Origin of the sequence: Hymenobacter negativus, from assembly GCF_016056375.1 — a bacterium.
Classification (GTDB): Bacteria; Bacteroidota; Bacteroidia; order Cytophagales; family Hymenobacteraceae; genus Hymenobacter; species Hymenobacter negativus_A.
On sequence record NZ_JAEDAE010000004.1, the window covers coordinates 1 to 21,871 of the forward strand.

Consider the following 21,871-nt stretch of genomic DNA (forward strand, 5'->3'; position numbering starts at 1 on the left):
GGGGCGTGGCTCCGGCGGTCGAGTCGGTACGGCGGGGGCTGTCGGGGCGGCGGTTGCGGCCACCCTCGGGGCGCGTTTCACCGGCTTCGCCCTCGGGGCGAGGCGCGTCGCTACGGTTGCGGCCGCCGCGGCGGTTGCTGGGCCGGGCCGCCGCACCACGGCGGCCGCGCTGCTCGGCCGTATCGCCCAGGGCGGGTACCGGGTTGTCGATATCGCCGGGGCCGGGGCTGGTCATTTGCTCGGGCGGGCGCGGGCCACCGGGGGCTGCGCTAGCGGGGCGGCGGCCATCGCGGGCGGGCCGGCCTTCGCGGGGCTCGCGGGCCGGGCGCCCTTCGCGAGGCTCGGTGCCGGGCTCCTGGGCCGCGCGGGGCTCGCGTTCGGGACGGGGCGCACGGGGCTCGCGGCCTTCACGCGGAGCGCGGGCTTCGGTGGTTTCGGCGCTGTTCTCTTTTTCGCCGCGCCCTTTTTTGCGCTTGCTGCGCTTGGCACTCGACTTGATTTTGTCGTCGAGGCGGTCGAGGGAGCCCTCCACAATGGCCGATACTTCGGGCTCGGGCGCTTCTTCGCGGGGCGGCAGCAGGCTTTCTATTACTTCGCCGCGCTTGTTCATTTCCAGCAGCTCGCGTACGCGGGCCGTGTCGAGCATCACCCAGTTGTTATCGCCCTTAAAGGCAAACCACATGCGACGGCGGAAGATGTCGGTTTTCTGCAAAAAAGCCTCGCCTTTGCTGGTTTTCAGCGGGCGCTGCACTTGCGGAATATCCTTCAGGGCATCCAAGTACGCGTCCAGCTCATAGTTGAGGCAGCACTTGAGGCGGCCACACTGACCGGCCAGCTTCTGGGGGTTTAGGCTTAGGTTCTGGTAGCGGGCGGCGGTAGTGCTCACGGTCTTGAAGTCGGTAAGCCAGGTGGAGCAGCACAACTCGCGCCCGCAGATGCCGAGGCCGCCGATGCGGCCGGCTTCCTGCCGCAGCGAAATCTGGCGCATCTCCACGCGCACCCGAAACTCGTCGGCCAGGCGGCGGATTAGCTCCCGGAAATCGACTCGGTCCTCGGCCGAGTAGTAGAACAGCGCGCGGGTGCGGTCGGCTTGGTACTCCACGTCCGAGAGCTTCATGCGCAGGCGCAGCTCGCTCACCATGGCCCGGGCCCGGAACATGGTGCCGGTTTCGAGGTCGCGCACGGCCTGCCACCGCTCCTCGTCATCGGGCGTGGCAATGCGCAGGATGTTGCGGATTTCCTTCGAGTCGGTGGATACTTTCTTCTTGCGCATTTGCAGGCGCACCAATTCGCCTTTAAGCGAGACGTGGCCCAAGTGCCAGCCCGAGCCGGCAGCATCTACCACCACGGCATCGCCGGTCACGAGGGGAAGGCGTAAGTCGTTGCGCATAAACTCCTTGCGGCCGCCCTTAAAGCGCACCTCTACGAGGTCGAAGCCGGCGAAGGAGTCGGGAATTTCTACGTCCTGGAGCCAGTCGAAGACGTTCATGCGGGTGCAGCCGCCGGAGCTACAGCCCCCTTTGGAGCCGCAGCCCCCTACTTTGGTGGTGCCGCAGCCCCCACCGGTTGAACATGATGCACAAGCCACGAGTAAGACAATTATATAGTTGGGCGAAAAGCTGGTTTTCGCGAAAATTCGGTTCTTAGCAAAGATACGCAAATAGCACAGGGTGCTTCCGACGAGCTAATAACAGGATTGCAGATGCTTTGGCTCCGCTACTGCCGCCTCGGATACTGCCCAGGTTACCATTTATTAGGCGTGTAATTATTACAATAGTTTATTAAACTGACACTTACAAAATTTTGTCATTTTTCACAATTAAAAAGCGTAAAAAGTGGCCTAATCGCATTTAAATAGGTTTTTTGTTAAACTATTTTTAACATAATGGTTTTTGAATGGTGCAATTCGCAATTTCAGCCACATATATTCGCCCATTCTTCACCAAAACCTCACCACCAAAAAGTTCTATGAAAAATTTCAAACTTCTCTCCCTCCTCGCGCTGGCCGGCGCAACTCTATCCCTTTCGTCGTGCAGCAAAAAAGAAGAAGCCACTGCGGCTCCTACGGTTGCGTCGTCGGATGCAATGGCCCAAATCAAAGCCCTGGGTTTTAGCACGCAGGACGTTAAAAAAGTTGATGAAGGCTACGTGGTAGAAGGCGACATCCTGCTGACGCCGGAGCTGCTGGCCAGCGCCCCCGGCTACTCCACCCTCCGCGTGGGCGACCAGGAGCAGTACCGCACCACCAACCTAGTAACCGGCCTGCCGCGCGTAATCACGGTAAGCATTAGCAGCTCGTTCAATTCCACGTATGTATCGGCCATCGATGAGGCCATCCGTCGCTACAACGCTGCCGCCCTGCGTGTGACGTTCCGCCGCGTGAGCAGCGGTGCCGAAATGCCGGTGAAATATTCGTCGAACCTGGGCACAGGCGTACTCGGCCAGTCGGGCGGCTTCCCCAGCGGCGGCAACCCTGCCCCCGGCTTCACGCTGGTACCCAATGTGATTAACAGCTCGAATATTAATTACATTGCCACCATCATGGCCCACGAGATGGGGCACTGCATCGGCATGCGCCACACCGACTACTACAACCGCGCCATCAGCTGCGGCGGCAGCGCCTCCAACGAAGGTGCCAGCACGGTGGGCGCCATCCTCATCCCCGGCACGCCCTCCACGGCTGAGTCGAACTCCTGGATGCTGGCCTGCGTGGGCAACGGCGTAAACCGTCCCTTCACCGCCAACGACCTGACAGCCCTGAACTACATCTACTAGCTTCGGCTGGTAATCCAACGGAAAAGCCTCGACTGTTAACAGTCGAGGCTTTTTTAATTGCCATAATTTTGTTTGGGCATTATTAGCGTAGTTGCAAAAATTATTGCTTATTGCCTTCATCTTTTCATCATTAATTCACTTTTCCAACCAATAGTTATGATGACAAAAAATCTTTTTGCCGCCGGCCTGTGTCTTGCTTCGATGCTCGCTTTTTCCTCCTGCTCGAAAGAAAAAGAGTCGACTCCCCAATCCGAAACCGCCAATACGGAAGTAATGGGCCAAATCAAAGCCCTGGGTTTCAGCACCGATAATGTGAGAAAAGTAGCTGGTGGCTACGTAGTAGAAGGCGACATGCTGCTGACCCCGGAACTGCTGGCCAGCGCCCCTGGCTATTCGACGCTCCGCGTGGGCAGTGAGGAGCAGTACCGCACCACCAACCTGGTAACCGGCCTGCCACGCACGCTGACGGTAAGCCTGGCGAGTGGGTTCCCGGCTGCCTACGGGCCGGCCATCGACGAAGCCATTGCCCGCTATAACAACGCTAACCTGCAATTGCACCTCACCCGCATCACCACGGGTACCGCTGACCTGCCCGTGAAATATTCGGCAGACCTGGGCCCGGGCGTGCTGGGCCAGTCGGGCGGCTTCCCCAGCGGCGGCAACCCCGCGCCGGGCTTCACGCTGGTGCCCAGCGTGATTAACAGCACGAACACGAACTACATCGCCACCATCATGGCCCACGAGATGGGGCACTGCATCGGCATGCGCCACACCGACTACTACAACCGTCAGTACAGCTGCGGAGGTCGTAAATCCAACGAAGGTGCCAGCACGGTGGGCGCCATCCTCATCCCCGGCACGCCTTCCACGGCCGAGCCAAACTCCTGGATGCTGGCCTGCGTGGGCAACGGCGTAGACCGTCCCTTCACCGCCAACGACCTGACGGCCCTGAACTACATCTACTAGCCTCGGCTGGTGACTCAACAAAAAGCCCCGGCTCTGTATAGAGCCGGGGCTTTTTGCTGTTTTGCCGAAGCCAAATCCAGGGGGCTTATTGAATAACAATTCTCAGGACTTGCCCAGGCTTGTCGTCCTGTTGCACCCGCAGCAGGTACAGCCCCGGCTTCAGGCCCGTGGTTTCTATCTGGTTAATTTGACCTTCGGCGGTGGCAGTGCGCTGGTACCGGCCCAGCATATCGTAGAGGCGAATGGTCACGGGGGCCGTGCTGTTAGCCACCACAGTCAGTTGAGCGCCGGCAAGTACAGGGTTGGGGTAGGCCTGAACCAGGCCGGCACCCAGCAGGAAAGCTTCTTCGGTGCTGCTGTAGAATTGCTGGCCGGCCACATTGTCGAGGCGCACGCGGTAGAGGTAGCGCCCGGCGGCGGCAGGCTGGTCGGTGAAGGTGAAGGCGGTGCTGGCAACCGGGCTAATCGTCTGCACAGCCGCAAAGCTACCATCGGGCTGCTCGCGCTCTAGCGTGGCCGACTTCAAGTGGTATACCGTGCCGAGGATTACATTGAAGCGGATGGTTTCATCGACCAGCTGCCGGACCAGAAAGGAGCGGAAGTAACACGCCGTGCCCTGCGTGGTGTAGTTGATGGTGGTGCCCGGCTGGCCCACGCGGCCGCCCACCACGGGGGCCACGGCGTAGTAGAGCACCGGCACCTGGGCCCGGCTGAGCACCAAAGCGGTATCAGCCGTTTGCACCAGCGGTTCCAGATACGTAGCGCCCAGCTGGTACACCTGATAGCGGGCCACGCCCGGAATGCGCGCCCATTGCAGCAGTGCCTCCTCGGGACAGGCGTAGCCGACCTGCAGCGCGGGAGCCCGCACAATGGCAAATGTATCGGACACAAATTCGCTGCTACCGCTCACCAGCCGCAGCTGGGCCAGCGTGGCAGTATCGGGCACGGCCCAGGTGGTGCGACGGTCGGCCAGCGGTACACTGGGCGTCAGCACGCGCCAGCCGGGGCGGCCCACGGGGCGGTAGTCGAGGCGAGCGGTGGCGGCAGCCGGGCCGCTCCACTGCCAGCGCAAGGTGGCGGTGGTGGTGGGGCGCAGGTTGTCGGAGCGCACGGGGTAGGTCCACGTCAGGCCGGGCGGGCTGTATTCATAGGCCAAGCTAAAGGCTTGCGGACCCTGCGGCACGGCATAGCCGCGCACGTGCAGCTCGTAGGTGCCGGCGGCGGGCAGCGCGAGAGTAATTTGCTCAGCGTTGTTGAGGTGGTCGGGGCGGCGGCGGGCGGGGCGGGCCAGCGAGTCGGCATTGGGGTAGGCACTCAGGGCCCAGGGTAACCAGCGCTGGCCGGTGCTCACGGCTACCAACTCCAGGTCGAGGTCGTTGACGAGGGCCGCGGCGGCGTTGGCGGCGGCGGCGGGGTCGCTCCAGGCCAGCGTAGCTTTCAGCTGCTGCTGGCCGGCGGGCACGGTGATGCGAAATACCTGGTCGGCCCCCTGGCCGGCGCTGCCGCCGAAGAAGCGGCCGGCGCGCATGGTACTCACGGCCCCCAGCGCATCGGCCTGCCCAAAGCCGCTGAGGTAGTCGATTTCGGCCGTGCCGAGGTCGTCGGCGCTGTTCAGGAGTACGGCTTTCACCAAAGCAGTAGGCGGCAGGGTGCCGGCGTGCTGGTCGCGGTACTGCTGCTGCAGCAGAATGCTGATGCCCGACACCAACGCTGCTGCCTCGGAAGAGCCGCCTTCGCCGTAGGCCACCAGCTCGGGCTTAAGGCGTCCGTCGTAGGCCGGGCCGCGCGAGCTAAGGGCGGCCACCTGCCCGCTGGGGTCGGTAGCGCCCACGGTTAGCGTATTCTTCGACATCTTGAACTGCCCGCTGATGTTGGCAAACCGGGCAATGTCTTTATAAGTACCGCTGGCGCTGGCCGACGAGCCTACGTTGCCCGATGAGAAAACGTGCAGCAGCTGTGGCAATTGCTGCGTCTGCTGGTCGTAGGCCTGCGATTCGAGGCCGTAGTAGTTCTCAATGCCTACGCCGTAGGAGTGGTTTTGCACCGACACGCCGGCCTGAGTGAGTTGAGTGGCATCGTCGGGCAGCAGGCGGGCAAAATCGGACGTGGCCAGCCGCACGGCGCGGGCCGCGCCCCGGCCCAGCGGGTCGGAGTTGCCGGCCCCGCCCAACAATGTGGCCATGGCCGTGGCGTGGTCGGAATAGGGCTTGGCGAAAGCCGCGGGGTTCACGGCCCGGCCTTTCAGGTCAAGGTCGTCGGGGTCAAAGGGCAGTTCCTTGACCGAAGCGGTGAGGCCCTGTCCGGTGAGGTCGGGAAAACGGGCATGCACCGCCGAAATGGCATTCACCGAGATATCGGAATTGCCGAGGCGGCGCTCCTCGTGGGCGCGGCGGTCGGCCACGTCCACAAATTCTACGCCCGGCGCGGCGGCCACCTGGGCCGGCGTGAGGCCGATGATGGTGAGCGTGCGGGCATCATTGCCCGCCGACGCTACCTGCGCGGCGGGCTGGTGCTGCCGCGCCCATTGCCGGAATGCCGGGCCATCGGCCACGCGCACGCGGAGCGGATGGGCCGCATTGGTTGCGGCAGCAGCTTGCAGACCCGGGGCCAGCTTCTCAAAAACTGAACGGGCAACCGGTGCTTGGGCCCTAAGCAACTGCGGCAGCAACAGCCCCAGCAGCAACGCCCACCGGCCAATGCGCGAAGGATTTGAACCAGATATTAATTCACGCCGGGAATACCCCATGTAGTCGGTTTATCAGATAGAAATGGCGACCCACGGGGTCTTCATCAAAGGTAAAACAATCACACACTCCCGCCTGACACAAAACGAAAAAGGAACCCACTTGCATGGGCTCCTTTCTTGACAAATAACCAGTTATGGACACTTACTCACCGGGCTTCAGCACCACTTTGGTACAGTTGTCCTTCTTGTTGCGGAAGATGTCGTAGGCGTGCGGGGCCTGCGAGAGGGGCAGGCGGTGCGAAATGATGTCATCGAGGCGCACGTCGCCGTTGGCCACATGGGCCAGCAGCTTGTCGATGTGCTTGTGGGCCGGGGCTTGGCCGCCTTTCAGCGTGATGCCCTTGTCGAAGAACTGGTGGATGGGGAAGTTGTCGAACGGCGAGGAGTACACGCCCAGCACCGACACGAACCCGCCCCGGCGCACGGCGCTCATGCAGGCCAGCAGCACCTTATCGGAGCCTTTTTCAAGGTTGATAACCGACTTGGCGCGGTCGAGCACGTTGCGGTCGGGCTCAAAGCCCACGGCTTCCACCACCACGTCGGCCCCGTAGCCCTTGCTCATGCTGCGGATTTCGTCCACTACCTGCTGGTGGCTTTCCCACAGAATGCCCTCGGCGCGGGCGGCCTGCCGGGCCTTATCCAGGCGGTACTGCTGGGTATCGACGATGATAACGCGGCTGGCCCCGCGCAGCCAGGCCGATTTGGCGGCCATGATGCCCACCGGCCCGGCCCCGAAAATGGCCACAATTTCGCCGCCCCGCACGTTGGCCCAGTCGATGCCGGTATAGCCCGTGGGGAAAATGTCGGTGAGGAAAAGCACCTGCTCGTCGGTGAGGTTATCGGGCACTTTGCGAGGGCCGTTGTTGGCGTAGGGCACGCGCACGTATTCAGCCTGGCCGCCGTCGTAGCCGCCGTACAGGTCGGTATAACCGAAGAGGGCCCCGCCTTTCTCGGTCATCAGGCCGCCTTCGGGGCCGTAGTGGTCGGGGTTGGAGTTTTCGCAGTGGCCGGGCAGGTCGTGGTTGCAAAACAGGCAATGGCCGCAGGCCACCGGGAAGGGTACCACCACGCGGTCGCCGCGCCGCAGGTTGGTGATGCCTTTGCCCACTTCCTCCACAATGCCCATAAACTCGTGGCCGAGCGTCATGGGCTTGGGCTGCGGAATGCTGCCGTTGTAGATGTGCAGGTCGGAGCCGCAGATGGCCGTGCTGGTCACGCGCAGAATCACGTCGCGGGATTCCTTGATTTCGGGGTCGTCCACGTTATCAACGCGGACGTCTTTGGCACCGTGAATGCGGAGAGCTTTCATATAGCGGGGGTTAGAAATGATACAGAAGAACCTTCCTTCCTAACGGCCTGCTTTTTGGACGGGTTGCTACGGTTGAGCCTCGGCGGCGAATAGCCTCTACCGTAGCCGCTAGCCTTACATCTGATACACAGCCACGCCCGCCGCCGTGAAAATATAGGCGTAGGTTTCGCCTACCAGCACCTGCCGCACCGCACCGGGGTCCAGGCCAGCGGGCAGGGCCACGCGCCGCTCGTTCTGGCTGTAGAGATGGAAGAAGTGGATGGCCCCGGCCTCCAGAAAGTACAGCTCATCGCCCCGGAAGCCCACCGTGCTCAGGCCTGGGAAAGGCAGCTTTTTCCGGTAGTTGCCAAGATTATCGAACACGTACACGCCCGTGCTGCGGTCTACCAGGTAAGTGTTGTTCTGGTACTGCCGGATAAACCGAAAATCAGGCCGCGAGCGGCCGATGAGCAGGTCCAGGGGCGTGTTCTGCACCAGGCGCAGGGTATTGGGGTCGAACTCGCGCAGCACGAGGTTGCTCTCATCGAGCAGCCAGATGAAGTTGTCGGGAGCCAGCGTGGCCACGCGCACCGTGCCGTCGAGGTAGTCGGCCAGCCGCACCTCGCTGATGAGCGCCAGAAATCTATCGAGCAGCACCAGCTGCTGCCGGTCGTCGTTGAACACGAGCGTACTGGTCACGTTCCAGGCTTCTACCTGGGCCACGTGGCCGGGCTGAGCGGGCGCGTAAGTGTTCAGGGGCAGGCCTTCGGGGCCGTACTGGCGCAGGTTGTTGTCGGCATCGGCTACGTAAAGCGCGCCGCGCCGGTCGAGCGAGGCCGCGCCCGGGTTAGGTAGCTTGATGAGGCGCAACAGCTTCCAGGCGGCCACGGTAGGCGCGGTGCTGGCATCGAGCGCGGGCGCGGGGGCCGGCTGCATGGGGGCCACGGTTTGTTTGGAAGCCGGCGCAGTAGAGGCGGCAGACGGAACGGTGGTTTGGGCGTGGGCAGCAATACCCGACAGTAAAAGCACTGCGAAACACTGCGTTTTCAAACACTGCGCGACACTGCGCGAAATGTCGTCCACACTACTGCTCAAAATGCCGCAAGGCCAGCTCGTTGCCATCATACACGCCGTAGCTGCAATAATTGACCCATTCGCCCAGGTTCACGTAGCGGCTGCCCGGGCGCACTTCCACGTCCAGCGGCAAGTGGCGGTGGCCAAAAACGTAGTAGTCGTGGTGCAAACGCGTTTCGAGCTCACGGCAGTATTGCAGCAACCACTCCTCGTCGCCGAAATACACGGTGTCGTCCTTGCCGGCCTGCATGCGGCTGCGGCGGCTCCATTTGTTGGCCATGCCGATGCCGAAATTGGGATGCAGCCGCGCAAACAGCCACTGCGCCACGCCGGAGGTGAACACCTGCTTCAGGGCTTTGTAGCTGTAATCCTTCGGCCCCAGCCCATCGCCGTGCCCGATGTGGAATAGCTTATCCCCAATCCGTTGCGACACCTCCTGCCGCAGCACCGGAATGCCCATTTCCTGCGTGAAGTAGCCGAACATCCACATATCGTGGTTGCCCGTGAAGATGGTAATGGGCAGGCCGCCATCCGTCAGCTCCGCCAGCTTCCCCTGCAAGCGGCTGAACCCGCGCGGAATGGCATGCTTGTACTCAAACCAGAAATCAAATAAGTCGCCTAGCAGGTAGATGGCCGCCGCGTCCTTTGCCGCCTCATCCAGCCAGCGCACAATGCGCTTCTCCCGCGCCAGCGAGGCCGCCGCATTGGGTGCGCCCAGGTGGAAATCGGAAGCAAAATAAACCCGCTTGCCGGGCGGCAGAGCAAGGTCAGAAAGTAAATGAGGGGACTTCATTCGGGTGAGTTTTCGGCGTCGTCTTCCAACAAAAACAACGCGATGCGGCGCGGGCCGTGGGCTCCGAGCACGAGGGTTTTTTCAATGTCGGCGGTGCGGCTGGGGCCGGTGGTGAGCGACACCATGGAAGGCAGGGACGAACCGTAGCGGCTCTGGATTACGCGCAGGGCCTCCCCTATCTCGTGCACCACCTGACTGGGGCGGGCCAGCACCAAGTGTTGGTCGGGGTAGATACTCAGCCGCCGTCCGCTGGCCGTGGCGGCCGATACCAGCACGCTGCCCGTGCGGGCCACCAGCGCCTCGCAGGAAGTCAGGCTCAAATCAGCCTTAGAAATAAAATCAGTTTCATCGGCCTGAAAAGCGATGCCCGCCTGATACAGCAGTGCCTGCACTTCGGGTTCCCACACGTAGGGCGCACCTACCTGCTGCCGCTGCCGGAAGCCCGCCACCTGTGCCGCCAGGTGCGGCAGCGACTCGCAGTAGTAAAACTCGCCACCTACGCGCTGGAAGCTTTCGGCAAAGGCCACCACGGCATCGGCATTGCTCAAGGGCGGGTGCACGGGGGCCGCAAAATCGGGGCGCGGCGGCAGTAGTGCGGGGCCCACCGCCAGCCCCTGGCGGATGCGGGCTAAAACGGCATCGCGGGAAGAATCAGCCATGACGAGAGAGTTGCGGGTTGAAGCTGCCAAAGGTAACCGTTGCCTGATAACCGTACCTGCCTCACAAAAAAGCCCGCCTCCTAAACAGAAGCGGGCTTTTTCATTGCCTTCGGGTCGAGCCGGACTACACGCCGGCTACCGCGTTGTTGTTCGGAGCCGAAGCTTCGTTGTTGCGGTTGTCGTCTACGCCCGGCAGGTGCAGGTCGGGTAGGTCGTTGCCCAGCTTGCCGCCGGCGGCCTGTTCGCCTTTCACTTCCGAGGCGGTTTCGCTGCGGTCGGTGCCAGCCATATGGGCCTGGTAGTTGGTCTGGGTTTCGAAGGGGCGCGGGCCCACGAGGCGGGTCAGGTCTTCCTGTTGCAGTACCTCTTTCTCCAGCAATTCCTTGGCAATCACCTCCAATTCATGGCGGCGCTCCGTCAGCAGGTCTTTGGTGCGGGTGTAGGCGTTTTCGATGATGGTGCGCACTTCCTCGTCAATCATCTGCGACGTGGCCTCCGAATAAGGCTTTGAGAAACCGTACTCATTCTGCCCTTTCGAGTCGTAGAACGAGACGTTGCCGAGCTTACCGTTCATACCATACATCGTCACGATGGAATAGGCCATCTTGGTGATGCGCTCCAGGTCGCTCAGCGCGCCGGTCGAGATTTTGCCGAACACCAGTTCCTCGGCGGCGCGGCCGCCCAAGGCCATGCACATCTCGTCCGTCAGCTGCTCGGTGTTGTAGAGGAACTGCTCTTTGGGCAGATACTGCGCGTAGCCCAGTGCGGCCACGCCACGCGGTACAATGCTCACCTTCACCAGCGGGTCGACGTGCTCAAGGAACCAGCCCGCAATGGCGTGGCCAGCTTCGTGGTAAGCCACGATGCGCTTTTCGCCGGGCGAGATGATTTTGTTCTTCTTCTCCAGGCCACCAATTACACGGTCGATGGCATCGGTGAAGTCCTGGTCGGTGATGAACTTCTTGTCGCGGCGGGCGGCAATGAGTGCGGCCTCGTTGCAGACATTGGCAATTTCAGCACCGGCAAAGCCCGGGGTTTGGGCCGAGAGACGCTTGGCGTCCACGTCGGGGCCCAGCGTCAGCGGCTTCAGGTGCACGTTGAAAATCTGGGTGCGGCCGTTGATGTCCGGCTTGTCGATGCTGATTTGGCGGTCGAAACGGCCGGGACGCAGCAGGGCCGAATCCAAGGTATCGGGCCGGTTGGTGGCAGCCAGGATGATAACGCCGGAGTCGGTGCCGAAGCCGTCCATTTCCACCAGCAGCGAGTTCAGGGTGTTTTCGCGCTCGTCGTTGCCGCCGGGCATCGAGCCCTTGCTGCGCGAGCGGCCCACGGCGTCAATCTCGTCGATGAAGATGATGCACGGCGCCTTAGCCTTGGCCTGCTTGAACAAGTCCCGCACGCGGGCCGCGCCCACGCCCACGAACATCTCCACAAAGTCGGAGCCCGAGAGCGAGAAGAACGGCACATCGGCCTCGCCGGCTACGGCCTTCGCCAGCAGCGTTTTGCCGGTGCCGGGAGGGCCTACCAGCAGCGCACCTTTCGGAATCTTGCCGCCGAGGATGGTGAACTTGCTGGGATTCTTGAGGAACTCCACAATCTCCTGCACTTCCTCCTTGGCTTCTTCGAGGCCGGCTACGTCTTTGAAGGTAATTTTTACCTTGTCGCCGCCTTCAAACAGCGCCGCTTTGCTTTTGCCAATGCTGAAAATCTGGCCGCCGGGGCCGCCGGCGCTGCCCATGCGGCGCATGAGGAACCAGAAGCCGACAATCATCAACACAATGAAACCGTAGGTGCCGATGTAGTCGCCGGGGCTCGACCGTTCCTCAATGTTGAGGGGCAGGCGCTGAGCGGCGGGCACATCCTTTTGCAGCGCGTCCAGGTTTTCCTGGAACAGCTTGGCATCCACCACCGGGAAGTAGAATTGCGAGCCCACGCCCGACGCGCCAAACGGCGTGCGACGCGTGAGTTCCTGCCGGTACTTGGCCTGCGCCGCCTCCTTCAGGGTCACTTCCACCACTTTCTGGTTGCTCACGATGGTGACGGCCTGCACATCGCCGGCCGCCAGCATGCTCTCGAAGCGCTGCTGGTTGATTTTGGCGGGCGAGTTGAGGTTATTCACCCACATCACCCCAAACAGAAACACCAGCAGCCCCGCCAGCACCCACAGCTGCAAGCCCGGGCGCGGGTTGGGCACCGGGGTCAGGGGCTTCTTCTTTTTATTGTTATTCAGATTTTTATCCGACATGAAAATAGCTACTTAAAACCGAGGATAGGTAGGAGCAAAACACCACGCCGAAAACAAATGTTCGGCAAAAAGGCAGACGCGGAGCGGGCGGTTTTATTTTAATTAGAACGCCTTTTTTCTGTCATCCTGAGCGCAGCGAAGGACCTTATCGCGCCTGTGCCGTTTGGCATTATTACAAACCGTTCGAGCGTGATAAGGTCCTTCGCTGCGCTCAGGATGACAGTTTTAGACCAACCTCCTTACGCCGGCTCCGATTCGATGTAGCTGATGTCGGCATCGCCCCACAGCTCTTCGAGGGCGTAGAACTGGCGGCGGTCGCGCAGGAACACGTGCACCACCACATCCACGTAATCTAGCAGCACCCACTCGCGGTTGGTGCGGCCTTCGGTTTGCCAGGGGCTTTCGCCGGTTACTTTTTCAATTTCTTCTTCTACCGAGCGGGCAATGGCTTCAAGCTGGGTATCAGAATTAGCCGAGCAGATGATGAAATAGTCGGCAACGGCATTTTTTAATTCCTTCAAGTTCAGCACCACGATGTCGGATGCCTTCTTGTCTTGCATGCCGCGAACGACCAAATCTGCCAATGTGTCTGAATCCTGACGGACCAACGTGCTTTTCATATTGTCTTGTTAGGTGTGAGCTTTACAGCCGAAAGTCTACGAAGTTAACGATACGCGAAAGAAGGCCGTGGTTGTCACCCCAAAAACCCTGTTCACGGGCCAGCAATTAGTGTGGCTGCCGGCCTGCCCCTCCACCAATTCGGAGGCTCAGAATTTGATTGTCCAAAACCGGGCCAGCGAAGGCTGCACCGTCATAACGGACTTTCAGACCGCCGGCCGGGGCCAGCGCGGCAACCAGTGGGTGGCCGCCCCCGCCGAAAACCTGATGCTGTCGGTGGTGTGGCAGCCCACGTTTCTGGCCGCCACCGAGCAGTTCCGCCTCAGCCAAGCCGTGGTGCTGGGCGTGCACGACTGGGCCACCGGTCTGCTCGGGCCCGACCCCAAGCTGAAACTGAAATGGCCCAACGACCTGTATTACGGCAGTCAAAAGCTAGGCGGAATACTGATTGAGAACAGCCTGAACGGCCCAAAAATTCAATATAGCATCATTGGCATTGGCCTGAATGTCAACCAGCAGGCCTTTGAGCTACCCACGGCCACGTCGTTTGCCCAACTCACCGGCCGCGCCTACGACCGCGCCGCCTTGGCCGCCCGCCTGCTGGAGTGCCTGGAGCGGCGCTACCTGCAGCTGCGGGCCGGACAGGTGGGGGCACTACGGCGCGACTATTTGCAGGCGCTCTACCGCTACCAGGAAATCCATCCGTTCATTATCGACGGGCAACCAGTGAGCGGCCAGATTGTCGGGGTGGAGGATGATGGCCGGCTGGCCGTGGCCATTGGCAATGAGCTGCGGCGGTTTGGCTTGCAGGAAATTCGGCACGGCTAGCAACCCTGGCGTCCTATTTCGGCATCAGGCTGGTAAAGTTTGGGAGCAGTGAAAAAAATAATTCTTTTCAGGCAACTAATTCCCAGCTTCCGCCGAGTTGTCAGTAGCGTTGGCTTAAACGGCTGCCTTTTTCACCGGTCCATCAAACTGAAATAATTTTCAGGGTGTTAATTTGAGGGCAAGGGAATTCGGCACAGTGCTTGTCAAAGCCTTATCCACAGCCTTTTTAAATTTCGCCTTCATTTTTTCTGCGTCAGTTATGAAACTCTCTACTCGCTGTTTAGTGCTCTTGGTGGCTTTGCTGCTGCCGCTGGCCTCGGCCTTTGCCACAACGGTAACGGTCACGATTGGCAGCAATTTCTACTCGCCCCTGACGGTCAATATCCAGACCGGCGATGTGGTGCATTTTGTGTTGCAGAGCGGCCAGCACCCCACGGTATCGGAAGATAATACGTCCATTCCGCTGTTCACCCTCAGCTCGGCCAGCCCCACCCGGGATATCACCTTCAATACGGCGGGAGCTATTCCGTACTACTGCCTGGCGCATGGCGCACCAGGCCAGCCGCTGGGCCAGGGCATGAATGGTTTAATCAATGTGACCCAGCGCACCACCACGGCTACACTGGATGCCAAGGCGGCCGGTATCGACGTGAATGTGTACCCCAACCCCAGCCACGGCCAGGTGACGGTGCAGCTCAACCAGAAAATCGGCGCGGGGGCCTACCAGCTGCGTCTGAGCAACATCATCGGCCAAGAAGTGCGCACCATCGCCCTCAAGCCTGAGCTGACCACCGCCGGCCTGCCGCTGGACCTGAGCGACCTGCGCACCGGCGTGTATTTCTACAGCCTGGTGGTAGATGGCAAGGTGGCCAGCACCAAGCGCCTCGTGCTGCAGAACTGAGCTACCCGCTTCGTCTAAATCGTTTGACCAAAAAGCAGCCCCGGGCTGCTTTTTGTGTTTCTAGCCCGAATTGGTTTCGCGCAAGCATCAGTGCAACGGTGCATTGCCTACTTTTGCCTTTTCACCGATTTGCTCGTTGCTTCTTCCGGTAGTGTGCGGCTTGCGCATGTGCCGGTGTCTTGTGTCTCATTCGTTTCTATGCGCTCATTTAAAAGCCTGAACAACCTCGTCGGCTGGCTCGTGTTTGCCATTGCCGCCGTCACCTACCTGCTCACCCTGGAGCCTACCGCTTCGTTCTGGGACTGCGGCGAGTTCATTGCCTGCTCCTACAAGCTGCTGGTGCCGCACCCTCCGGGGGCGCCCACGTTCCTGCTGCTGGGCCGCTTGTTCTCGCTGTTTTCGTTTGGCGACGTGACCAAGGTAGCCGTGCTCATCAACGCCCTCTCGGGCCTGAGCAGCGCCTTCACCGTCCTGTTTCTATTCTGGATTATCACGCGCATGGCCCGCAAGCTGGTGCTGCGCGACGCCGTTGGCAACAGCGGCCTGGCAGCCGAAGCCATTGAGCCCAGCGGTGCGCAAAGCCTGCTCATTCTGAGCGCGGGCGTGGTGGGGGCGCTGGCCTTTGCCTTCTCCGACTCGTTCTGGTTCAACGCCGTGGAGGGCGAGGTGTACGCCATGTCGGCGCTGTGCACGGCGGCCGTGGTCTGGATTATGCTGAAGTGGGAAGCCCATTCCAACGAGGCCGATTCGGACCGGTGGCTCATTCTGATTGCCTACGTTATCGGCCTCAGCATCGGGGTGCACTTGCTGAACCTGCTCACACTGCCGGCCCTGGGCTTCATCTACTACTACCGCCGCACTGCCAACCCGTCGCTGAAAGGCGGCATCATCGTGATGGTGGTGAGCATGATTATCGTGGGTTCCATTCTGGTGGGCATCATCCCCGGGCTGCCCACGCTGGCCGGGGGCTTCGAGGTGTTCTTCATCAACACCGTGGGCCTGCCCTTCAACTCGGGCCTGTTCATCTTCCTGATTGTGTTCATCGGGCTGATTTGGTTTGGCTTCCGCCTCTCCTACCAGCGCCGCAGCCAGCTGCTGAACACAGCCATGCTGTGCTTCGTGTTCATTCTGATTGGGTATTCTTCTTACCTGATTGTGCCCATCCGTAGCTCCTTCCAGCCCACCATCAACGAGAATGACCCCGAGGATGTGCTGAGCTTTGTGAGCTACCTCAAGCGCGAGCAGTACGGCTCGCGCCCGCTGCTCTACGGCCCGCAGTTCAACGCCCAGCCGGTGGACTACGCCGAGGGTGCCCCCCGCTACGCCCGCGACCTCAAGACCGGTACGTACAAGGAGATTCTGCCGCGCCAGCAGGAACCAGTGTACCGCGACGAGGACAAGATGCTGCTGCCCCGCATCTACAGCTACGAGCCCGACCAGATTGCCAACTACAAGAAGTGGGTGGATATTCAGGACGGCGTGAAGCCCACCATGGGTCAGAACCTGGGCTTCCTGTTCCGCTACCAGATGGGCCACATGTTCTGGCGCTACTTCATGTGGAACTTCGTGGGCCGCGAGTCCGACGTGCAGCAGGCGGGCGTGGTCACGCCGTTTAGCCCCAGCGCTAAGAGCCTCCCGCCCCGCATCGGCGAGAGCCCGGCCCATAACAACTTCCTGGCCCTGCCGCTCATTCTGGGCCTCATCGGCCTGTGGCTCCAGAGCCGGCGCGACAGCAAGGACGCCTGGGTGACCGGCCTGCTGTTCCTGATGACCGGCCTGGCCATCGTCATCTACCTCAATCAGCCGCCGCGCGAGCCGCGCGAGCGCGACTATACCTTCACCGGGGCCACCTTCGCCTTTGCCATCTGGATAGGGTTGGGCGTGCTGGGGCTGGCCGAATTGTTCGGCAAAGTGGTGAAGGCCGACGGCCTGCGCGCCGGCCTGGCGCTGGCGGCCGGCCTGCTGATTCCGGGCATCATGGCGGCCCAGGGCTGGGACGACCACAACCGCTCCGACCGCTACAACTCGGTGGACTCGGCCAAGAACCTGCTCAACTCCTGCGCCCCGAACGCCATCCTGTTCACCAACGGCGACAACGACACCTTCCCGCTCTGGTACGCCCAGGAGGTGGAGGGCTTCCGCACCGACGTGCGCGTGGCCGTGCTCTCGTACCTGAACACCGACTGGTACATCGCCCAGATGAAGCGCCGCTCCTACCTTTCGCAGGGATTCCCCATCTCGATGCCCGCCGCCGCCTACGCCCAGGGCACCAACGACATGCTGCCCTTCGCCGCCAACCCGGCCGTGCCCAGCGTGAACCTCAAGGAATTCATTGAGCTGGTGAAGAACAATAACCCCCTGCTGCAGGTGCAGTACCAGGAAAACGGCCCCAGCATGATGAGCTTCCCCACGCCCAACTTCTTCCTGCCCATCGATACGATGGCCGTGAAAAAGCTCGGCATCATTCCCAAAGACCGCGAGAAGCAGCTCGTGAGCAAGATGGAATGGAGCATGGGCAAGCGCGCCATCGAAAAGAAAAACCTGGTGATTCTGGACATGATTGCCACCAACAACTGGCAGCGGCCCATCTACTTTAGCAGCACCGTGGCGCCCAGCGACTACATGAACCTGCAGCCCTACTTCCAGCTGGAGGGCATGGCCTACCGCCTGCTGCCCCTGAAGGACCCGAACTACGACCCCCGCTCCGGCGACGACGGCTTTGTGGAGAAAGACCTCACCTACCAGCGCCTGCTGAAGGATTTCAGCTACCGTGGCCTGCAAAACCCGCACATTTTCTACGACGAGAACAACCTGCGCTTCCCGGCCAACTACCGCGACAAATTTGCCCGCCTGGCCAACGCCTACCTCGCCGAAAACAACGTGGCCAAGGCCAAGGAAGTGGCCGACAAGGCCATGGAGCTGATGCCCGACAACACGATTCCTTACGACTACTACTCGCCCCAGCTGGTGCCCGCCCTGGTAGCGGGCGGCGAGAAAGCCAAAGCCAACCAGATACTCGACACCATGACCCAGCGCTCGGAGCAGATGCTGGCCTACTACGCCACCAAGCCCGACGGCAGCCTGTTTGAGGACGACCAGCGCGGCTACCTGCTGGGCCTGCAAAGCGTGTACCGCGCCGCCGAGCAGGCCGGCGACAAGCCCCGCAGCGAAAAGGCCCTGGGCCTGATGAACCAGTACTACCCCAGGTAAATGGGTAAGTGAGTAAATGAGTAAAGGCCGGTCCGCAGTGCGCGGGCCGGCCTTTACTCATTTACGATGCATTAGACTTAGAAACGATGTGGCAAAAGCGAAGGCGGTCCGCCGGCGCATTAGGCACAAAATGTCTCACTTCGGCCCTGTTCTTCGTTAGCCCTCCTGTCCGTTTTCCCGTAGCTTTAGACTATGCTGGTTCGCTTGCTTCTGTTGGTTGTATTTGTGCTCACAGCTTTCGCGCCCTTGGCCCCGCGCCCCGACTACGCCGGCCTCTACCGCGACGCCCCGCACCTGGACGTGGACACCCGCCGCGAGGACGACAGCCTGCGCCTCTACCTGCGCCTGCCCGCCCCAGCCCGCCTGGGGCCGGGCCACCCGCTGCGCCTCACCGCCTGGCCCAGCTACGAGGCCAAGCTGCCGCTATGGCAGGACAGCATTGGGCGCCGCCGGCAGCACCCCCGCCCCGAGGCCGATGGTAGCGTGCGCCTCAGCTTCTGCATTGCCGCGGCCCGCGTGCCGGCCGGGGCCATTCTGCAGCTCAGCACCGTCCCCGCCGATGCCAAAGACGACTACCAGGAACCCAGCACCACCGCCTGGCTGCGCCTGACCGAAGCCGTGCTAACGCGGCCCTTCGTGCTCACCGACTCGGCCGGGCTGCCCTTGATGCGCCGCTACGTGCGGGCCGGCGAAACCTTCGGTGTGGACAGCTATGGCCTGATGCAGCCCGTGCGCTGGAAGCGCTACGCCGTGACGCCTACCCCCGCCCTGCCGCCCATGACCAGCCCCTCCGCCATGCCCGCCGGCCCGCGCCTGCTGCCCGTGCTCGACTCGGCTACGGCCGCGCCCGGCGAGCCACTGCGCTTCCGCGAGGCCGGCCTGTATGCGCTGAAGGTGGGCGGCGCGGGCGGCCTGCCCACCCGCACGCTGGCCGTGCTGGTGGGGGCCAACCACTACCCTGCCCTCACCACCGCCTCGGAACTCATTGAGCCGCTGCGCTACCTCACCACCAGCCAGGAGCGCCAGCGCCTGATTGATGCGCCCGACCCCAAGCGTGCGGTGGATAAATTCTGGCTCGACATCGCCAAAGGCAACCAGCGGCAGGGCAAGGAGTTGATTCGGCAATTCTACGGCCGCGTCACGGCGGCCAACCGCCTTTTCGCGGCCCACAAGGCCGGCTGGCTCACCGATAGGGGCTTGCTATACGTGGTGCTGGGGCCGCCGCCGAGCGTGCGGCGGCTGTTCAACGGCGAGGAACGGTGGTTTTATTCCGAGGGCGGGCTGGGCGGCGGGCCCATCACCTACACCTTCCGGCCCCGGCCGAGTACCTTTGCCCCTGATTACTACGAATTGGTGCGCCGGCCCGAGTACGAACTGCTCTGGTATGCCGCCGTTGAAAAATGGAGAACCCCACTGACCGCCCTGACCGGCCCGAACGTCCCCAGCGACCTGCCCGCCCGGTAGCCGGCCGCCGCTTCTACGATGGCGCCAACCGCCCCGTCACCCCGAAACAGTTTCGCCCCGACCGTGGCGGTTCTGAGTTCGATGACCGCCCCGCCCGCCCCCGTGGCCGCGGCGGCTCAGACAACCGCGACGACGCGCCCGACAGCCGCACCGGCCGCTCGGACCGGGGCGAGTCGCGCCCGCCCTTCCGCAACCGCGAAGGCGGCGAGCGCGGCGGCTCCGACCGCCCACGCTACGAAAACCGCCCCGCCCAGGCCTCCAGCATCGACATGCTGTTTGGCCTGCGCCCCATTCTGGAAGCGCTGAGCGCCGGCCGCACGCTGGAAAAAATCTTCCTGCTGCGCGGCACCAAAAACAGCCTTGTCACGGACATCTCCACCGCCGCCCGCGAAGCCGGCATCCAGGTGCAGATGGTGCCCGTGGAGAAGCTCGACAACCTGACCCGCAAAAACCACCAGGGCGCGGTAGCCTTCGTGTCGCCGATTGATTACGCGCCGCTGGATAACATTGTATCCGGGCTGTTTGAGGAAGGCAAAGTACCCTTCCTGCTGCTGCTCGACCGCATCACCGACGTGCGCAACTTCGGAGCCATTGCCCGCACGGCCGAGTGCCTGGGAGTGCAGGCCATTGTGGTACCCAGCCGCGGCGCTGCTCAAATCAACGGCGACGCGCTGAAAACCAGCGCCGGCGCGCTCAACATCCTGCCGGTGTGCCGCGAGGTGAGCCTGCACGAAACCATCCGCTTCCTGCAGCAGTCGGGCATCACCGTGGTAGCCTGTACCGAGAAAGCCGAGGAAGCCGTGGGCACGGCCAACATCGATTTCAGCGGCCCCGTAGCCGTGCTCATGGGCTCGGAAGAAGACGGCATCTCGCCCGACCTCCTGAACCTAGCCGACGTGAAGCTGAAAGTGCCCATGACCGGCCAGATTCAGTCGCTCAATGTAGGCGTGGCCGCCGGCATCATGCTGTTTGAGGTGGCCCGGCAGCGGGTGGCGCAGGCAGAGTAGAAACTGTCATCCTGAGCAGAGCGAAGGACCTTATCACGTCAGCACTTATTTGTTTAAGCGTGATTAGGTCCTTCGCTCTGCTCAGGATGACAAACAGAATAAAAAGCCCCGGCACTGCACAGTGCCGGGGCTTTCTGGTAATAAGGAATGTCTGGTTTTCGACGGGCCGCTAATTATACCCCCCGCCCTTCTTCGCCTTCACATCGGCCACGAAATCCTTCACGCGCTGCTCCTCGCTGCGCTTGCAGATGAGCAGCACGTTGTCGTACTCGGCCACGATGTAATCTTCCAGGCCCTGTACTACCACGAGGCGGTCGGCGGGGGTTTTGATGACGCAACCGGTCGTGTCGTAAAGCAGCACGTCGCCGCTTATCATGTTGTTGTTTTCGTCGTGGTGGCCGATGCGGTGCAGCGAATCCCAAGTACCCACGTCGCTCCAGCCGAAGTCGGCCGGCAGCACGTACACGTTGTCCGCCTTTTCCATCACGCCGTAGTCGATGCTGATGTTGCGGCAGCGCGAGTAGGCCCGGCTGATGAATTCCTCTTCCTCGGGCGTACCCAACTGGTCGGCACCTTCATCGAATACTTCGGCGATGTCGCTCAAGTAGTGGTGGAAGGCATTGATGATGACCTCGGCGCGCCATACAAACAGGCCGGAATTCCAGAGGAAGTCGCCGCTGTCCACAAACATGCGGGCCAGCTCCAGATTGGGCTTTTCGGTGAAGGTTTTCACCTTGTGCAGCTGGCCGCCGGGCAGGCTCTGGTCGTCCATGTACTGGATGTAGCCGTAGCCAGTATCGGGGCGCGAGGGCTGGATGCCGAGGGTGATGAGCACGTCGCTGGCCCGGGCGGCAGCCACGGCAATGCCGATGAGGCGGCGGAACTCGTCTTCGCGCAGCACGGCGTGGTCGGCGGGCGTCACGATGATGGTGGCGTGCGGGTCGCGCTGCGCGATGCGGTAGCTGGCGTAAGCAATGCACGGCGCGGTGTTGCGGCCAATGGGCTCGCCCAAAATCTGGTCGGCCGGCAGCTGGGGCAGGTGCTCCTGCACCAGGTCCACGTAGTCGCGGTTGGTCACCACAAACACGTTCTCGGGCGGGCAAATGCCCTTGAAACGGTCCACGGTGAGCTGGAGCATGGAGCGGCCCGTGCCCAGCACGTCGTGAAACTGCTTGGGGTGGTTGGTGCGGCTGAACGGCCAGAACCGGCTGCCAATACCGCCAGCCATGACGACGATGTAAGTGGAATTCATGTGGGCAAATGTAAAGGAGAACGCAGTACAGCGTGCGGCTTGGAA

At 61.9% G+C, this 21,871-nt stretch carries 16 protein-coding genes; 7 read left to right on the top strand and 9 right to left on the bottom strand.

Annotated features, from left to right (window positions below; genetic code table 11):
• On the bottom strand, positions 1–1,489 hold a 1,489-nt coding region (gene ricT / locus I7X13_RS21745; protein WP_198075481.1), incomplete at its 3' end, for a regulatory iron-sulfur-containing complex subunit RicT.
• Positions 1,490–1,968: 479 nt separating this feature from the next.
• Between ricT and I7X13_RS10660 the strand changes: the two genes are divergently transcribed.
• The gene (locus I7X13_RS10660) at positions 1,969–2,775 is read left to right on the top strand and encodes a M57 family metalloprotease (protein ID WP_198069232.1); all 807 of its coding nucleotides are present in this window, start codon (positions 1,969–1,971) and stop codon (positions 2,773–2,775) included.
• A 201-nt stretch (positions 2,776–2,976) separates the two neighbouring features.
• Positions 2,977–3,741: a M57 family metalloprotease gene (locus tag I7X13_RS10665; protein WP_233454757.1), complete on the top strand. Its 765-nt coding sequence runs from the start codon at positions 2,977–2,979 to the stop codon at positions 3,739–3,741.
• A gap of 85 nt (positions 3,742–3,826) precedes the next feature.
• Here I7X13_RS10665 and I7X13_RS10670 read toward each other — a convergent pair whose 3' ends face one another.
• From I7X13_RS10670 to rsfS, 7 genes are all read right to left on the bottom strand, one after another.
• The gene (locus I7X13_RS10670) at positions 3,827–6,397 is read right to left on the bottom strand and encodes a S8 family peptidase (RefSeq protein WP_198075483.1); all 2,571 of its coding nucleotides are present in this window, start codon (positions 6,395–6,397) and stop codon (positions 3,827–3,829) included.
• A gap of 232 nt (positions 6,398–6,629) precedes the next feature.
• Complete coding sequence (locus tag I7X13_RS10675) at positions 6,630–7,796, bottom strand: zinc-dependent alcohol dehydrogenase (protein WP_198075484.1); 1,167 nt, start codon at positions 7,794–7,796, stop codon at positions 6,630–6,632.
• Positions 7,797–7,910: 114 nt separating this feature from the next.
• Positions 7,911–8,804 carry a hypothetical protein gene (locus I7X13_RS10680; RefSeq protein ID WP_198075485.1) on the bottom strand — a complete coding sequence of 298 codons (894 nt, stop codon included), beginning with the start codon at positions 8,802–8,804 and terminating at the stop codon, positions 7,911–7,913.
• A 55-nt stretch (positions 8,805–8,859) separates the two neighbouring features.
• A complete protein-coding gene (locus I7X13_RS10685) occupies positions 8,860–9,642 on the bottom strand; it encodes a UDP-2,3-diacylglucosamine diphosphatase (RefSeq protein WP_198069237.1) in 783 nt (260 codons plus the stop codon).
• Positions 9,639–10,301 carry a LutC/YkgG family protein gene (locus tag I7X13_RS10690; protein ID WP_198075486.1) on the bottom strand — a complete coding sequence of 221 codons (663 nt, stop codon included), beginning with the start codon at positions 10,299–10,301 and terminating at the stop codon, positions 9,639–9,641. The genes I7X13_RS10685 and I7X13_RS10690 overlap by 4 nt, the downstream gene beginning before the upstream one ends.
• 124 nt (positions 10,302–10,425) lie before the next feature.
• Positions 10,426–12,546 carry an ATP-dependent zinc metalloprotease FtsH gene (ftsH, locus tag I7X13_RS10695; RefSeq protein WP_198069239.1) on the bottom strand — a complete coding sequence of 707 codons (2,121 nt, stop codon included), beginning with the start codon at positions 12,544–12,546 and terminating at the stop codon, positions 10,426–10,428.
• Positions 12,547–12,785: 239 nt separating this feature from the next.
• Complete coding sequence (gene rsfS, locus I7X13_RS10700; RefSeq protein ID WP_198069240.1) at positions 12,786–13,166, bottom strand: ribosome silencing factor; 381 nt, start codon at positions 13,164–13,166, stop codon at positions 12,786–12,788.
• A gap of 67 nt (positions 13,167–13,233) precedes the next feature.
• Here rsfS and I7X13_RS10705 point away from each other — a divergent pair, with 67 nt between their 5' ends.
• The 5 genes from I7X13_RS10705 (at position 13,234) to rlmB (ending at position 20,574) form a co-directional block, all read left to right on the top strand.
• Entirely contained in the window at positions 13,234–13,992 is a 759-nt protein-coding gene (locus I7X13_RS10705; protein ID WP_198075487.1) for a biotin--[acetyl-CoA-carboxylase] ligase, read from the top strand.
• A gap of 259 nt (positions 13,993–14,251) precedes the next feature.
• A complete protein-coding gene (locus I7X13_RS10710; RefSeq protein WP_198075488.1) occupies positions 14,252–14,893 on the top strand; it encodes a T9SS type A sorting domain-containing protein in 642 nt (213 codons plus the stop codon).
• Between the two features lie 198 nt (positions 14,894–15,091).
• Complete coding sequence (locus tag I7X13_RS10715; RefSeq protein ID WP_198075489.1) at positions 15,092–18,103, top strand: glycosyltransferase family 117 protein; 3,012 nt, start codon at positions 15,092–15,094, stop codon at positions 18,101–18,103.
• A gap of 192 nt (positions 18,104–18,295) precedes the next feature.
• Complete coding sequence (locus tag I7X13_RS10720) at positions 18,296–19,567, top strand: GWxTD domain-containing protein (RefSeq protein ID WP_198075490.1); 1,272 nt, start codon at positions 18,296–18,298, stop codon at positions 19,565–19,567.
• Complete coding sequence (gene rlmB, locus I7X13_RS10725; protein WP_233454758.1) at positions 19,504–20,574, top strand: 23S rRNA (guanosine(2251)-2'-O)-methyltransferase RlmB; 1,071 nt, start codon at positions 19,504–19,506, stop codon at positions 20,572–20,574. Before I7X13_RS10720 ends, rlmB begins: the two co-directional genes overlap by 64 nt.
• Positions 20,575–20,743: 169 nt before the next feature.
• On the opposite strand, the gene I7X13_RS10730 is transcribed toward rlmB, so the two are convergent.
• Positions 20,744–21,826, bottom strand: coding sequence for a mannose-1-phosphate guanylyltransferase (locus I7X13_RS10730; RefSeq protein ID WP_198069245.1), 1,083 nt, complete (start codon positions 21,824–21,826; stop codon positions 20,744–20,746).
• Between the last annotated feature and the right edge of the window lie 45 nt (positions 21,827–21,871).

Bases quoted from the DNA above. Each gene is read 5' to 3' on its own strand.
- I7X13_RS10720 (WP_198075490.1), top strand. From the start codon at position 18,296: ATGCTGGTTCGCTTGCTTCTGTTGGTTGTATTTGTGCTCACAGCTTTC.
- rlmB (WP_233454758.1), top strand. From the start codon at position 19,504: ATGGAGAACCCCACTGACCGCCCTGACCGGCCCGAACGTCCCCAGCGA.
- I7X13_RS10715 (WP_198075489.1), top strand. From the start codon at position 15,092: ATGCGCTCATTTAAAAGCCTGAACAACCTCGTCGGCTGGCTCGTGTTT.
- ftsH (WP_198069239.1), bottom strand. From the start codon at position 12,546: ATGTCGGATAAAAATCTGAATAACAATAAAAAGAAGAAGCCCCTGACC.
- I7X13_RS10690 (WP_198075486.1), bottom strand. From the start codon at position 10,301: ATGGCTGATTCTTCCCGCGATGCCGTTTTAGCCCGCATCCGCCAGGGG.
- I7X13_RS10665 (WP_233454757.1), top strand. From the start codon at position 2,977: ATGCTCGCTTTTTCCTCCTGCTCGAAAGAAAAAGAGTCGACTCCCCAA.
- I7X13_RS10730 (WP_198069245.1), bottom strand. From the start codon at position 21,826: ATGAATTCCACTTACATCGTCGTCATGGCTGGCGGTATTGGCAGCCGG.
- I7X13_RS10710 (WP_198075488.1), top strand. From the start codon at position 14,252: ATGAAACTCTCTACTCGCTGTTTAGTGCTCTTGGTGGCTTTGCTGCTG.
- rsfS (WP_198069240.1), bottom strand. From the start codon at position 13,166: ATGAAAAGCACGTTGGTCCGTCAGGATTCAGACACATTGGCAGATTTG.
- I7X13_RS10660 (WP_198069232.1), top strand. From the start codon at position 1,969: ATGAAAAATTTCAAACTTCTCTCCCTCCTCGCGCTGGCCGGCGCAACT.
- I7X13_RS10685 (WP_198069237.1), bottom strand. From the start codon at position 9,642: ATGAAGTCCCCTCATTTACTTTCTGACCTTGCTCTGCCGCCCGGCAAG.
- I7X13_RS10675 (WP_198075484.1), bottom strand. From the start codon at position 7,796: ATGAAAGCTCTCCGCATTCACGGTGCCAAAGACGTCCGCGTTGATAAC.